We start from the raw sequence: 14,073 nt of genomic DNA, 5'->3' as shown, positions 1-14,073 counted from the left end.
AGCCGAAAACGCGGCGGTGATCCGCGTGCTGGAAACGCTCAAGGCGTGACGATATTGAACCCGGATGTGATCGGCCGCAGGCTGGTCGTCCAGCGCTGCAGCAGGGCAAGGTCGCCCGAGAGTTCGATCTGCTTCGCCGCCAGTAGGTCGGCGATCTTGGCTTCGCCGCCGATCAAGCCGAGCAGTGCGCGGCGCGTCGTGCGGACTTCGGCGGCAGTGGGCGCTTTCGCCGCGTCCCACGCCTCGGCTCGCGGATTGGCGACGATGCCCGACAGCTCGACAGCGATGCTCTCGCGCGTGTCGGTCAGCACGAAACGCAGGATGCGCGGTTCGGCTAGCGCTGTCGTCGGCGCATATCGCGTTGCCAGCGCGTTGAAGAAGTCGAGCGTCGGTATGGCGGCCACGAAGCTGGCGCTCTGGCGAACGGGCAAGGCGCGCGGCGTGGCCTCGCCGCGCAGGCGGGCGGCGGCGACCAGGTAGTAATTGCGCCAGGCGCCCGATTCCGCCTGATAGCCGATCTGCTCGTAGGCATCGGCCAGTGCGCTCTTGGCCGCGGTGTCGGTGGCATCGGCGAAGACCAGGTGGTTGAACAGCGTTGCCGCCCAACGATAGTTGCCCGCATCATAGGCGCGCCGACCCGCCGCAAGCAGCTTCTTCGGCCCGCCAGCCAGAGCCACATAGCCGCGCGATGCTTCTTCGGGCGGCAAAGGATCGTAGTCGGCCGGCACGCCGTCCCACCAGCCGAAATAGCGCTGGTAGACCGCCTTGGCGTTGTGGTTGATCGTGCCGTAATAGCCGCGCGCCGTGGGATAGGGAGCGAGGCCCGGCGCGGCTTCGAGGATGTCGGGCAATTCCTGGATCGTCGCGCCGCCATTGGCTGCGGCCAGGGTGCGGTCGTGGACGAAGCGATAGATGTCGCGGTGGCCGACGAGCTCGCGGCGCAGGTCCTCGCCGCCGAAGGTCGGCCAACCGTGCGAGCCGAGGCGCACCTGCGCCTCGCTGCCCCAGCGCTGCAGCATCTGATCGATCACCTGCGACCAGCGCAGCCCGTCGCGGATCTGCGCGCCGCATGGGGTCAGCAGATTGTGGAAGGTCTTGGTCACGACCTCGGTCGAGTGCAGGGCCTTGTAGCGCGGCACGTAGAATACGTATTCCGCGGGCGCCTCGGTACGCGCGGCATCGGCGAAGATCAGTTCGAGCCCGTCGATCGTGATGCTGGCGCCTTCGGGGCCGATCAGCCGGTTGGGCTGCATGAAGCCCGAAGTGCCCTTGGCGCCGCGCGGACCCAGGCCCGTATCGACATGCCCTTGGGGGCCGACCGAAAGACTGCCTGCGAACATGAACTCGGCGCGCGCGAGCATCGCCGGGCCGGCAAGGACGTTTTCGCTGACGGCCTCCTCGGTGAAGCCGTGCGGAGCGATGATCGGGATTTTGTCGCGCGCTACCGCCTCCGCGTCGATGATCCCGCGCACGCCGCCGAAGTGATCGACGTGGCTGTGGGAGAAAAGGATCGCGCGGATCGGCCAGCCGCCGACCTTTTCGCGGAACAGCGCCCAGCCGGATCGCGCCGCTTCTTCGGTGGTCAGCGGATCGACCACGATCACACCGCTGTCGGTCTTGATGAAGGTCATCACCGCGACATCGTAGCCGCGCAGTTGCCAGATGGCGTCGGGGACGACCTCGAACAGGCCGTGCTGGGCATCGCGGCGGGCCTGCCGCCAGAGTCGCGGATGGACACTGGCCGGCGCGACGGGATCGTTCAGGAAGGCGAAGTCGCGCCGGTCGAGGATCACCTCGCCCGCCGCATTGCGCACGACGCCATCGGGCAGGGTGGCGATCAGGCCGCGGCGCGCGGCGGCGTCCTCGATCGCTTCGCGCGCCTCGTCTTCGGCGGCGGCGGTCAGGGCAGTCTGGTTGGCCGCGCGAGTGACGGTGCTGGCCGGATGGGACTGGGCGTCGACCGGCCCCGTGGCGAGCGCCGTCGCACAGACCAGCAGCGATGCGAACGGCAGTTTGCCCATGGCTCAGCGGGCCAGGAACAGGGCGAACGATCCCGCGATCGCGCTCAGGCCGGCGAGCGCCAGTGTGATCGCCCGCATGCCGATACGCCGCGACAGCGCGCGATAGACGCGCAGCTGCGGCTGATGTGCGGGATCGTCGGTCAGTTCCAGGAATTGCCGATGGCTGACCCGGCGCAGCAGTTCGTCGAGTTCGGCGAACTGATCGGTCGACAGCGGCTTGCCCTGGCACAGCAAGTGCTGCGCACTGTGAAACGGATCCAGAGTCGCAGCGGCCAGATCGGACGAGCCGGCAGCGGTGAACGATACGGAATGAGCCGGCATGATCGAACGCCCCCTGTTACCCGCCCGCGTTAGCGGATAAATCTCTACTCCATCAATAGAGATTATGGGCGGGTTGAGGCGGCGAGGCGCAAAGCATTCTTCGAGCGTCCAAAGCAAAACTTGAGATTGACACTCTTGGGTGCGTTCATAGCTTGGACAGGCTCAGGGTCCGGCCGATCAGGCGACCGCGCACTGGGGACCGGCAACCGCCTGAGCTCGCCGGATCACCTGCCGATGCCCGGACGACAGCGTCAGGCCTCGCCTTCCATGCTTGATGGCTCACCGCCGTCCGCTCGCTTCGGCGTGCGGCTTGGTTGCGCCGCCGGAGAACGACATGATCGACCTTTATTACTGGACCACGCCGAACGGTCACAAGATTACCCTGTTCCTCGAAGAAACGGGCATTCCCTACCGCATCACTCCGGTGGACATCGGCAAGGGCGAGCAGTTTCTGCCCTACTTTCTGTCGATCGCACCCAACAACCGCATACCCGCAATCGTCGACGACGAACCGGCCGACGGCGGCGCGCCGATCTCGGTCTTCGAATCCGGCGCGATCCTCCAATATCTCGCGGAGAAGACCGGCAAGCTGATCCCGTCCGATCCGCGCGGCCGAACCGAAACGCTGCAGTGGCTGTTCTGGCAGATGGGCGGGCTCGGCCCGATGGCGGGGCAGAACAACCATTTCCGCTACGCCGCGCCAGAGCAGATCCCCTATGCGGTGACGCGCTACACCAACGAGACCAACCGGCTATACGGCGTGCTCGACAAGCGGCTCGCCGACCGGCCGTTCCTGGCGGGCGAGGACTATTCGATCGCCGACATCGCGTCCTATCCCTGGGTGGTGCCCTGGGAACGGCAGGGCCAGGTGCTCGGCGATTTCCCCAACCTCCAACGCTGGTTCGAGACGATCCGCGAGCGTCCGGCCACCGAACGGGCCTATGCGCTGGTAGCGCAGGTCAATCCAGGGGCTGGCGCGCCGCAGAGCGAGGAGGCCAAGCGCATCCTGTTCGGTCAGACGGCCGCGGTCGTTCAGGGGAGGACGAACTGATGGGCAGTCTTCCTTATGGTACGGCCCTGATCGTCGGCGCGGGTGCCGGCATCAGCGCTTCGTTCGCACGCGCGCTGGCGGCGAAAGGCGTCAAGGTTGCGCTCGCCGCGCGTGACGTTGCGAAGCTTGCGCTGTTCGCCGAAGAAATCGGCGCCGTGGCACTGCCGGTCGATGCTTCGGACCCCGCGGCGGTCCGGGCGCTGTTCTCGGAAGTCGAATCGCGCATCGGCGTGCCCGAGATCGTCCTATACAATGCCAGCGGCCGGGTTCGCGGCGCTATTGCCGAGCTCGATCCCGAAGCGGTGCGCCGCGCGATCGAGGTGTCGGCCTTCGGGGGCTTCCTCGTCGTCCAGGAGGCCGCCAAACGCCTGCTGCCACGCGGGGCAGGCGCGATCCTGCTGACCGGCGCGACCGCGAGCGTCAAGGGTTTCGCACAGTCCTCGGCCTTCGCCATCGGGAAGTTCGGCCTGCGCGGCCGCGCGCAGAGCGCGGCGCGCGAACTCTCGCCGCAGGGCATCCACGTCGCCCACTTCGTCATCGACGGCGCGGTGCGCAGCGCCACGCGGCCCGATCCCGCGGAAGCGCCCGATTCCACGCTCGATCCCGACGATATCGCCCAAGCCTATCTCAGCGTCCTGACGCAGCCGCGCAGTGCCTGGAGCTGGGAGGTCGAACTGCGTCCCTGGGTGGAGCGCTTCTGATGAGCCGCCAGCTCCATCTCGGCGCGTTCATGCGCCCGATCTCGATCCACACCGGCGCCTGGCGCTATCCGGGCGCGGCGTCGGACGCCAATTTCAATTTCCCGCTGATCCGCCGGCTGGCGCAGCGGCTCGAAGCGGCGAAGTTCGACGCCTTTTTCATGGCCGATCATCTGGCCGTGCTGAACATGCCGATCGACGCCTTGAAGCGAAGCCATACGGTGACCTCGTTCGAGCCGCTGACCTTGCTATCGGCGCTGGCAATGGAGACCGAGAGGATCGGCCTGATCGCCACGGCCTCGACCACCTACGACGAGCCCTACCACATTGCGCGGCGCTTCGCCTCGCTCGACCACCTGAGCCAGGGCCGGGCGGGCTGGAACGTCGTGACCACGGGCAACCCAGAGACCTCGCACAATTTCGGTAGCGAGGTGCACCTCGCCCACGAGACGCGCTATGCTCGGGCGCGCGAATTTCACGAGGTGGTCACCGGGCTCTGGGACAGCTGGGCCGACGATGCTTTCGTCCGCGACGTCGAGAGCGGCGTGTTCTTCGATCCCGACAAGCTCCACGTGCTCGACCACAAGGGCGAGTTCCTATCGGTGCGAGGCCCGCTCAACATTGCGCGGCCTGTCCAGGGCTGGCCGGTGATCGTCCAGGCCGGCGCCTCCGAGCCCGGTCGGCAGCTTGCGGCCGAAACAGCAGAGGTGATCTTCGGATCGGCAGACAATCTCGCGCGGGGCAAGGCCTTCTACGCCGACGTCAAAGGGCGGATGCCGGCGCTGGGCCGCGATCCCGACAGCCTCAAGATCCTGCCTGCAGCCTTCGTCGTGGTGGGCGACAGCGATGAGGAAGCGTGGGGGAAGCGCGCGCATCTCGACAGCCTGGTGCACTACGACAGCGGTATCCGCTCGCTGTCGATCGCGCTCGACTATGACGTGTCGGGTTTCGATCCCGATGGGCCGCTGCCCGAAATTCCCGAAAGCAATGCCAGCCGATCGGGCCGGGACCGCATGGTCGAAGCGGCGAAGGGGAAGACCATTCGGCAGCTTGCCGCCAAGGCGGGGAGCTATGCTGGCCTGTCCTTCGTGGGTACCCCGCAGACGATCGCGGACGGCATGGAGGCCTGGCTCGAGGAGCGGGGTTCGGACGGGTTCAACATCATGTTCCCGTGGCTTCCGGGCGGGCTCGACGACTTCGTCGATCGCGTCGTGCCCGAGCTTCAGCGGCGCAAGCTGTTCCGCACCGAGTACGAGGGCACGACCCTGCGCGACCACCTGGGGTTGAAGCGCCCCGCGAACCAGTTCCTCGCCGAATAGCAAGGCGAAGCAGCACCCCGTCGCCGCGACGGAGTGCTGCTTCGCGTTTCGCTATTTCTGGGTGGTGCGCTCGATCACCGGCGGTTGCCAGTCGCCCTCGAGCGCTGAAGGTGCGGGGCGGTAGATCCGCAAGCTGAGATTGAAAGGTCCACGGGGAACCGGCAGCCAGTTGGCGCGTCGATCTGCGCCAGGATCATCGTTCTGAAGCAGGAGGTCGAGCGAGCCGTCGGGATTGAACGACAAGGCATCGCGATCGCCGACCGCGTAGCGATCGATCGCATTGGGCTCGGTATAGCCTTCGGGCGTATAGGCGGTGAGCGACCAGAACGCGCGTGCTGGCGGCAGTTCGCCCGCCTTGAAACGCACGACATAGCGCTCCTGGCCGCTCAGCGCCTTGCCGTCGCGATCGACGCTGGTGCTCGGATAGATCGAGTCCGTCGGGCGGTTCGCGCCGAGACCCACCAGCGCCACGGCCGCGCGCTGATCGTAGTCCGCGCCATATGTCCCAACCGAAAGCGTGTTGAGCCGCCAGCCGTTGCGCTGCTGACCGTTGCGTCCGGCATAGCGGAGAATGCGCGCCGGCCCTTGGGTCTTGGCATCGGCGAGTGCGGCTTGCGCGGCGGATGACAGGCCGGCGAAGCGGAAGTCGCGCGCGGCACGGAGGCCGATCAGTCCGAGGCGCGCTACCTGGGCCTGGTCGACGAGGTGCGGTGGATTGTCGACCATCAGGCGCAGGGCCGTCTCATAGAACTCTGTCGCGCTCAGGCGGTTGACGAGCGCGACCGGGGGCAGGGTGAGATCGACGGACGCATCGCTCGCCAACGGTGCCGGTTTGGCCGGGTCGAGCGGCGCCAGCGTGAGCGCCTTCTGGATCTCATGGACGACGGGATAGTCGGACACGCCGTTCGTCTGAATGCGGCCTATGATCCAGACGAAGCGGGTCGGCGCATCGACCCGCTCGACGCCAGCCGGCAAGATTCCCTGCCACCCAGGACCGGTGATCGCAAACTTGGCTGTCTTGCCCGCGGGCAGCGTCTCACTGCCGGGTATCGCGAAGGTATCGGTCCAGGCATCGTAAAGCGGCAGCATGTAGTACCGGTTCTTGGTGTCACCGATCGACAATAGGACCGGCCCGTTGCCGAGATCGAGCCAGGCCGAAGAATAGAGCGTATCGAAATTCGGCCGGACCACCGCCTTGAAATCGCCGCGTGGGAAGGCCGGGCTGTGATGAAACGTATTGACGGGGGCCGCCAGGCCCGATCCGCCGCGTTGCAGCGCCTGCCGTCGGGTCACGTCCATGATCACCAGCGGATAGAGAAAGGCATAGGCTTCGCGCGCGATTTCAACTTCTCGCGTTTCGACCGGTTTCGGAGTGGGGCTTGGTGGCGCCGCACCCATGGACAACGACGGGGTGAGAATCAGGGCGCAAGCAGCGGCGAGCGCCGAAAGCCGGGAAGAACGCGGAGTGGACGTCACGGTAACCTCGTGGAAGCTGTCGGAGTGCGGCAGCGGCGATTAGCCTGTGCCGGACGAAGACGCCGGCAAGGATCCAAGAGGCGTATTGCAGGAGCGGCCGCGGGATCATTGCAGGCGACGCTCCCGTGGTCGGGTAGCTGAAGCCGCAAATTGGGCGGGCGAAGCGATCTGGTCAACCACCAAAGTGGACATCGCGGCCTTGCTGGCCCCGCCTTAGGCCTTTGCATGTCAGCCTAGCACGACCTTTCGCACGCCCCCATGCTCCCGAAAGCTCCCCGAGATTCTACGACTGCGCGTCCGCGTATTTTAGCGCGCGGCTGGCAGGGCGGATCCCGAAAAGATAGCGGACGTGAGCGATCGCATCTGAGCTTCCACAATCTGCCTCGGTTCAGGTGTTCAGATCGCTTTCGGACCGCACGACGACACCCATGGCCTCGTGCAACTCGTGGTGAAACGACGCAAGCCGAGCGAGCCTCGCCGCAGCCTCGTCCTTGGCGACGTCTGGGCCGCGTCTCGCGATGAGCTGGGACATCCGCTCCAAAGTCGCGACCTGCGGCCGGAGCGGCGCGCCCGGATCCTCGCCGCATACATAGAGGATACGACGACTGCCGCGACTGGGGACCCCCCTTGCATTGCCGTGGCTTTCCAGGACGCGCGCGGCCGTGTGCGCATGGCTTCGGCTGATCTGCAGGTCGCGGGCGATTTCCTCGAGGCTGACCGGTGCGTTCATGAGCTGGAGATAGCCGTAAAGCCGCGCCGCGTTGGTCGGCATGTTCCACGCGCCGAGCAGGCCAGCGAGGTCGTCGATGAAGCGGGTCTGCTCTGTCGAAAGGTGGCTTGTTGACATTTCCATTATTTACTGGATATTCCGGATTACGTCAAGGTGAGGCCAGCTTAGGCGCTGGTTTCACGAGGATGCAACACCGGCGCCCGGCGACCGGCATAACTTTGAGGAAGCCCATGATCACGCAGACGCAAATCCCGCCCCAAGCCGAAAACGCAACGATCCTGCCCGAGGGGAAGCTCTTCATCGATGGCGTGTTGCGCCGCGCGGAAAGTGGGAAGACCTACGACAATATCGGTCCCTGGACTGGCCGGGTCGTCGGCGTTGCCGCCGACGCCTCGGTCGCCGATGTGGAGGCGGCGATCGCCGCCGCGCGCCGTGCCTTCGACGAAACCGACTGGTCGACCAATCACGAGAAGCGCTTCGCCTTGGTCCAGAAGCTGCATGCGCTATTCGAGGCCAACATCGACAAGCTGGTTGCGATCGCTCGCCACGAAGTCGGGGCGCCACTTGTCGCGGTGAACCGCGCGCAGGTGGCCAACTGCCTGGGGAGCTGGAAGGCGCTGATGGACGTCTATCCGCGCCTGCAGCGCGAGAAGGACTACGGCACACATGATGCCGGCGGGGGCTACGTGTCGCACCGCAAGGCTGTCTATGAGCCGATTGGCGTGGTCGCGGCGATCACGCCGTGGAACTTTCCGCTCTACGTCAACGCGGAGAAAGTCGTCTCGGCGCTGCTTGCGGGCTGCACGGTGATCCTCAAGCCCGCACCCGACACGCCGCTGGCCGGGGTGATTTTCGGAGAGTTGGCCGCCGAGGCTGGCTTTCCCGCGGGCGTACTCAACGTGATCACCGGCTCCGATCCTGCCATGGCCGGCGAGATGCTCGTCACCGATCCGCGCGTCGACCTCGTGACCTTCACGGGCTCGACTCAGATCGGCAAGCACATCATGCGTCAGGGCGCCGAGACGATGAAGCGCATGTTTCTCGAACTGGGCGGAAAGTCGGCTTGCATCGTTCTCGACGATGCCGAGAACTTCGCCCAGGTCGTCGCGCAGTCGATCCTCGTTTTCCACGCTGGCCAGGGCTGCGCGGTGCAGAGCCGTCTGCTCGTCCCGCGCTCACGCTATGACGAAGCCAAAACCATCCTCCAGGCCGCGTACGACGCCCATGCCGAAAAGTGGGGGCACTTCGACGATCCGAACTGCGCGATGGGTCCGGTCGTTTCGAAGAAGCAGATGGAGCGGGTCAAGGCCTATATCGACCTGGGCGTCGAGGAGGGTGCCACCTTGCTCGCGGGCGGCGCGCTCCGTCCGGACAAAGGAGAGGGCTGGTTTGTCGAGCCGACCTGCTTCGTCGACGTCACGAACGACATGCGCATCGCGCAGGAAGAGATCTTCGGCCCGGTCCTGGTCGTCATTCCCTATGACGACGACGACGATGCGATCCGGATCGCGAACGATAGCGTCTATGGCCTTTCGGGCGGTGTCTGGGGTACCCACGACCGCGCGATGCGTGTGGCCAACCGCGTCCGCACCGGTACGATCGGCGTGAACGGCGGTGCACCGATCAACGGCGACCTGCCGTTCGGTGGCTACAAGCACTCGGGCGTTGGGCGAGCTTGGGGCGTCGAGGGGATCGAGGAATATCTCGAAACCAAGATCGTCGCCTGGCGCGAATAGCCGAATTTCACCACTACGACGCTGCGCCGGCGCGGGCTGATCATCCGCACCGGCGCTTTTCGCACTCTATCGCCGCACCATCCCGTGTCACGCGGCGGCTCGAGCGATCGACGCTTGGCTGCCTCCTCGCGGACATGATATGTTCTCGGCGATGGAGATCATTGAACTAGAGCGGTCGATTTCCTTGGCCGCGCCCGGCGACGCAACAGAACTCGATTTCGTAGTGGTCGACGTCGAGACGGCTTGCTCGAGAGTTAGCAGCATTTGCCAGATCGGCATCGTTGGTTTTCGGGATGGAAGAGAGGTCTTCGATTTCGAAACGCTGGTCGATCCGCTCGATCACTTCTCGTCATTCAACACGAGGATCCATGGGATCACGGAAGACCATGTAGCTGGGAAGCCGACCTTTGGAGACGTTCACGCGATCGTGAATCGCCACCTCGGTGGCCGGGTGACCGTCGCGCATTCATACTTCGACAAGGGCGCGCTTGGCGCTGCGTGCCGCGTCCATGGCCGCGACGTGGTCGAGACGACGTGGCTCGATAGCGTGCGGGTGGCCAAGCGGGCGTGGCCCCAACTGTCGAGCCACAAGCTCAATGTCCTGAGCCGGTATCTCGGCATCAAACACAAGCATCACGATGCTCTCAGCGACGCGCGTGCGGCTGGCTACGTCGTGGTCAAGGCCATCGACCATACCGGGATTCCTCTTGCCGACTGGCTCAAGCCTGCCAATCCGCGTGGAGGGAAGGCACCGAAGCCCGCGACGGAGGGGCCACTCAAGGGCCAGCGGATAGCGATCCTCGGTGCTGCACGCGATGGGGCGCTTGGGCATTGGCTTTCCGCTAGGGGCGCCAGGGTGGTCGCATCTGTCGGGACGACTTCGACTATGCTGGTCGTGAGCTCGGATCAGCCATTCGGTCGATACTTTCACGCCAGTGCGCCTTATCGGCGGGCTCTCGAGCTTCAGCAGGCCGGCGGCAGCATCGAGATCGTCTCCGAGGAAGAACTGACGAAAAGGCTCGATCTCGACCCGCGCAGCACGGGCCGATGAGACGGCCGCCTGAGATGGATTAGCACCAACGCAGCCATCTGCCCGCTGCGATTGCCCGATACAGTACGCTCCAAGCCGGAGACCGCGCGGGATCGCACCGTCACCGGCAGAGGCTGTTCAGGTCAGTAGGCCGCCGACAAGGTCAGGAACCACTGGCGCGGGGCGATCGGATAGGCCGAGTAGCTGTTGGTGGCCGAACCGATCGAGAGCGTCGACACGCCCTTCTTGTCGCCGAGGTTGGTGACGTTGAGCGCGAGCTCCACCTTGCGCAGCGGCAGCGTGCCTTCGGGAACCTTCGCGGCGAGACGCAGCGAGGTCAGGAAGTAGGACTTGACGCTGGTGTCGTTGGTGAACGTGGCGAAGCGGCGGCCGACGTAGTCGCCGATCACCTGCGCCTCGAACGGCCCGACGTTGAGCGTCGCTACCGTCTTGTTCATCCACTTCGGCGTGCCCGGGAGCTGCTTGCCGCAGGTTGGCACGATGCCGCCCGTAACGACGAAGCCGCCGATGCAGGTGTCGCTGGCCGCGCCGATGCCCAGCGCGGTCGAGGTGTAGTCGTTCTGGTACTTCGACAGGTTGTACGAGATCGCGTTGTAGAGCGAGAAGGTCCGACCGAAGCGCAAGGTGAAGGCCGCGTCGACGCCATCGGTCTTTACGTTGCCGACGTTGACCAGGGTCGAGGTGCCGCCGGTGATGCCGCTGCCGGCAATGCCGCCGGGGTTGGTCGGGATCGCCAGCAGGCGGTTGTTGAACTCGACGTGGTAGTAGTTGATCTGCGCCTGCAGGCCAATGTCGCCGAAGTTGCGGTTGGTGCGCAAACCGGCCTCGTAGGTCCAGCTCGTCTCGGGCTTGCCCTGGTCGGCGAAGGCGTCGAACGCGGCCTGGCTACCCGTGAACCAGGGACCGCCACCGCCCGCGAGATAGGCCGAATACTGGCGCAGGTTCTTCTGGACGTTGAAATAGACCTGTTCGTGGCCGTTGAAGTCATAGGTCGCGCCGAAGGCCGGCAGGAACCTTTCCTGCGTGTTGATCTTGCCTTGGGGCAGGGCCGTGGTGCCGCCGAGCGAACCCACGCGCGGCTGGATCGGGTAGCGGCCGGTGGCCCACTGGGCGCTGGTCTTGAAGCCGGCCTGGATCAGCAGTTTTTCGGTGGCCTGCCAGGTGTCCTGGATGTGGAGCTGCAGCTGCTCGATCCGCGCCTCGCCCTGGTACTGGGTGAACAACGGTTGCAGCACGCTGAGCGGGCGAATGTAGGGCGTGCTCAGCGAAGGATCAGCCACGGGGACCGCATACCAGCGGCGCCATTGGGTGGTGCTGTTGTATTCGTACCAGCCGCCCAGCGCGATCTTGTGGTTGCCCAGCTCGATGTCGAAGTTCGAAATCAGGCCGCCGCGATCGATGCGGTATTCGGTGGTGCGGGTGATCATGCCCGAGCCGCCCGTCGCGGTCACCAGCGCGGCGCCGGCTGCAGCCGCTTGGGCATCGGTCAGCGCGGTGCAGGCCGCCGGGCGGATGCCGTTGCCGTTGCCGCCGAACCGGCAGTTGGCCGGAAGGCTTGCATAGGCGGGGTCGAGATAGGCCTGGGCCACGGTGATCGACTGGCCGAGCGGACCCGCGACCACGCCGACGCCGTCGTTGTGGTGGATATAGGCGGTGTTCGACCAGGTGACCTTGTCGGACAGGTTCGCGTCGAAGCGGGCATAGCCCAGATTGTCGGTGCGCTGCGCGTCCGAGTAGTAGTTGCGGTAATTGCTGCCCTCGGCCGCCGGCGAATTGCCCAGCGCGGTCATGTAGGTGGTGCGGTAGCCGTTGAAATCGGGGAAGAAGAACGGCTTGGTATAGGGCGTGTAGAGCTGCGCCGGGGTGGCGGTGCCGCCCGCGGAAGGCACGAAGAAGACGGTCGCGTCCTCGTTCGGCTGCTTCATGTCGTTGTAGTCGAAATAGACCGTGATCTTGCCGCCGTCGTCCTCGTGGACGAACTTGGCGTTGGCCTGCCAGCCGCTCTGGATGCCGTTGAAGTCCCAGGCGCGAGCGCGCTGTCGCGCGCCCGAGATATAGGCCGAATTGCCCTGGCCGAATTCACCGGTGTCGATGCGCACGAACGTGCGCGAAGTGCTGTAGCTGCCGATGGTCTGGGCCGCCTGGATGCCCAGTTCACTGAGTGGATCGGAGGAGAAGGTCTCGACCGTGCCGCCGAGGTTGCTGTTCGACGGCGTGGCGAGATCGCCGGCGCCGGTCGCGACGACGACGCGCGCGACATTTTCCGAGATGACAGCGCGCTGCGGCGCGAGGCCGTTGTAGTTGCCGTAGCTCTGGTCACCCAGCGGCAGGCCGTCGAACGTGTAGCCAAGTTGGCTGCGGTCGAACCCGTGGATGTAGGTCTGCGCGTTCTGCTCGTTGTTACCCCAGGGATCGGCGGTGATGTAGAGCACGCCGGGCAGGGTCTGGATCGCCTTGAGCGGCGAAACGCCAGGCAGGATCTTCTGGATTTCGCTTTGCGGGATCGCCGTAGCCGAGCGCGTCGTCTTGGCGCCGGTTACGATGATCGAGCCCAGATCGCCGCTTTCCGCCTCCGCCGCGTCAGCAGCCTCGGCCTCTTCCGCGTGTGCTGCGGCTGCAGCGCATAGCGAAAGCGCGGTACCTGCCAGCATGGCGCAGCGCACGACCTCGGCGGCCGATCGAATAACCCTCATGAATCTCGTTCCTACCCTTGGCTGCGCGCTTGATCGCGCGCTGTCGAGGGGCGGTTAGACACCCAGCATGGCGGTTTGATTTAACAAGGATGACGATAATATTTCAGTGAGATAGCCGAAAGCGCCGGCGCCAAATCCCGGCGCGCCATGGCCGCTCGCAATCTCAGCGCGACGATGGATCGGGCGCGCCGATGCTCAGGCCGTCAAAGGCGGGGAAGCGCGCGGGCGCGGGCCGAGCCTTTCTCGTCCGGCACGCCGCCCAGTTGCTCCTCGTGGATGTTGAGCAGCGAGTCGAGCAGTTCGGCGTCGCTGCTCGACATGACACCAAGGACCTCGGCCTCGTCGCAGCCTTCGGCCGCCAGATAAGCGTGGCCCATGCTCGAATCGATATAGATCGACTCGCCCTCGGCCAGTTCGACCGCGTCGTAGAACTCGGTAACGACGACGACGCGACCGCGCAGCACGTAGATGAATTCCTCGCCGGCGTGGCGCACGAGATCACCGAATTCCTTGAGCGTCTTGGCACGGATCTTGGTGATCGCGGGGATCATCCGCTTCCGGCGCAGCTCGGTGCAGAGATAGTAGTAGTCGTAGTTGGGCGTCTCGACGCGAAGCGCGTGGTCCATGTCGCCCAGGCTGCGGCGCGCGGTCACCTGCGGCACGGTCTCGTCGCCGGGCTCGGCGAACAGCTCCGACATGCGCAGGCCGAGGCGCTGACTGAGCTGGTAGAGCTTGTCATAGGTCAGGGTGAGGCGATCGTGCTCGACCTTCGACAGCGTCGACACGGGGATTCCCGATTTTTCGCTCATCTGCTTGAGCGTCCAGCCCTCGCGGCTGCGCAGCCCGCGAAGCAGGGCGCCGAGCGTAGGAGCGGAGGCGGACATGCACGATTCCTTCGATATTGACTGATTTTCCAATCAGGATAAGATTGTCCTAATCAGAATATGGGTGCCAGTCTATTGGTTCAATCGAGCCAG

At 65.4% G+C, this 14,073-nt stretch carries 11 protein-coding genes; 5 read left to right on the top strand and 6 right to left on the bottom strand.

The window, feature by feature from the left end:
* Positions 1-38 precede the first annotated feature (38 nt).
* Together WG901_RS20345 and WG901_RS20340 are read right to left on the bottom strand one after the other, a co-directional pair.
* Positions 39-2,021, bottom strand: coding sequence for an alkyl/aryl-sulfatase (locus WG901_RS20345; protein WP_339588956.1), 1,983 nt, complete (start codon positions 2,019-2,021; stop codon positions 39-41).
* A gap of 3 nt (positions 2,022-2,024) precedes the next feature.
* A complete protein-coding gene (locus WG901_RS20340; protein ID WP_339588955.1) occupies positions 2,025-2,342 on the bottom strand; it encodes a hypothetical protein in 318 nt (105 codons plus the stop codon).
* A gap of 334 nt (positions 2,343-2,676) precedes the next feature.
* Between WG901_RS20340 and WG901_RS20335 the strand changes: the two genes are divergently transcribed.
* The 3 genes from WG901_RS20335 to WG901_RS20325 are packed head-to-tail and all read left to right on the top strand — an operon-like array spanning position 2,677 to position 5,410.
* On the top strand, positions 2,677-3,393 hold the full coding sequence (locus WG901_RS20335) for a glutathione binding-like protein (RefSeq protein WP_339588954.1): 717 nt from the start codon (positions 2,677-2,679) through the stop codon (positions 3,391-3,393).
* Entirely contained in the window at positions 3,393-4,094 is a 702-nt protein-coding gene (locus WG901_RS20330) for an SDR family NAD(P)-dependent oxidoreductase (RefSeq protein ID WP_339588953.1), read from the top strand. The genes WG901_RS20335 and WG901_RS20330 overlap by 1 nt, the downstream gene beginning before the upstream one ends.
* The gene (locus WG901_RS20325; RefSeq protein WP_339588952.1) at positions 4,094-5,410 is read left to right on the top strand and encodes an LLM class flavin-dependent oxidoreductase; all 1,317 of its coding nucleotides are present in this window, start codon (positions 4,094-4,096) and stop codon (positions 5,408-5,410) included. Before WG901_RS20330 ends, WG901_RS20325 begins: the two co-directional genes overlap by 1 nt.
* A gap of 51 nt (positions 5,411-5,461) precedes the next feature.
* Here the strand turns inward: WG901_RS20325 and WG901_RS20320 are convergent, their stop codons facing one another.
* Complete coding sequence (locus tag WG901_RS20320) at positions 5,462-6,808, bottom strand: DUF1254 domain-containing protein (protein WP_339589123.1); 1,347 nt, start codon at positions 6,806-6,808, stop codon at positions 5,462-5,464.
* 466 nt (positions 6,809-7,274) lie between these two features.
* Positions 7,275-7,733, bottom strand: coding sequence for a GbsR/MarR family transcriptional regulator (locus WG901_RS20315; protein ID WP_339588951.1), 459 nt, complete (start codon positions 7,731-7,733; stop codon positions 7,275-7,277).
* Positions 7,734-7,846: 113 nt separating this feature from the next.
* Between WG901_RS20315 and WG901_RS20310 the strand changes: the two genes are divergently transcribed.
* Together WG901_RS20310 and WG901_RS20305 are read left to right on the top strand one after the other, a co-directional pair.
* Positions 7,847-9,352: an aldehyde dehydrogenase family protein gene (locus tag WG901_RS20310; RefSeq protein ID WP_339588950.1), complete on the top strand. Its 1,506-nt coding sequence runs from the start codon at positions 7,847-7,849 to the stop codon at positions 9,350-9,352.
* A gap of 151 nt (positions 9,353-9,503) precedes the next feature.
* Entirely contained in the window at positions 9,504-10,403 is a 900-nt protein-coding gene (locus WG901_RS20305; protein WP_339588949.1) for a 3'-5' exonuclease, read from the top strand.
* A 122-nt stretch (positions 10,404-10,525) separates the two neighbouring features.
* Here WG901_RS20305 and WG901_RS20300 read toward each other — a convergent pair whose 3' ends face one another.
* Positions 10,526-13,096 carry a TonB-dependent receptor gene (locus tag WG901_RS20300; RefSeq protein WP_339588948.1) on the bottom strand — a complete coding sequence of 857 codons (2,571 nt, stop codon included), beginning with the start codon at positions 13,094-13,096 and terminating at the stop codon, positions 10,526-10,528.
* 203 nt (positions 13,097-13,299) lie between these two features.
* On the bottom strand, positions 13,300-13,980 hold the full coding sequence (locus WG901_RS20295) for a helix-turn-helix domain-containing protein (protein ID WP_339588947.1): 681 nt from the start codon (positions 13,978-13,980) through the stop codon (positions 13,300-13,302).
* Between the last annotated feature and the right edge of the window lie 93 nt (positions 13,981-14,073).

Origin of the sequence: Novosphingobium anseongense, from assembly GCF_037482895.1 — a bacterium.
GTDB lineage: Bacteria > Pseudomonadota > Alphaproteobacteria > Sphingomonadales > Sphingomonadaceae > Novosphingobium > Novosphingobium anseongense.
The sequence above is the reverse complement of the archived record's forward strand: the minus strand, read 5'-3'. Positions and strand labels throughout refer to the sequence as shown.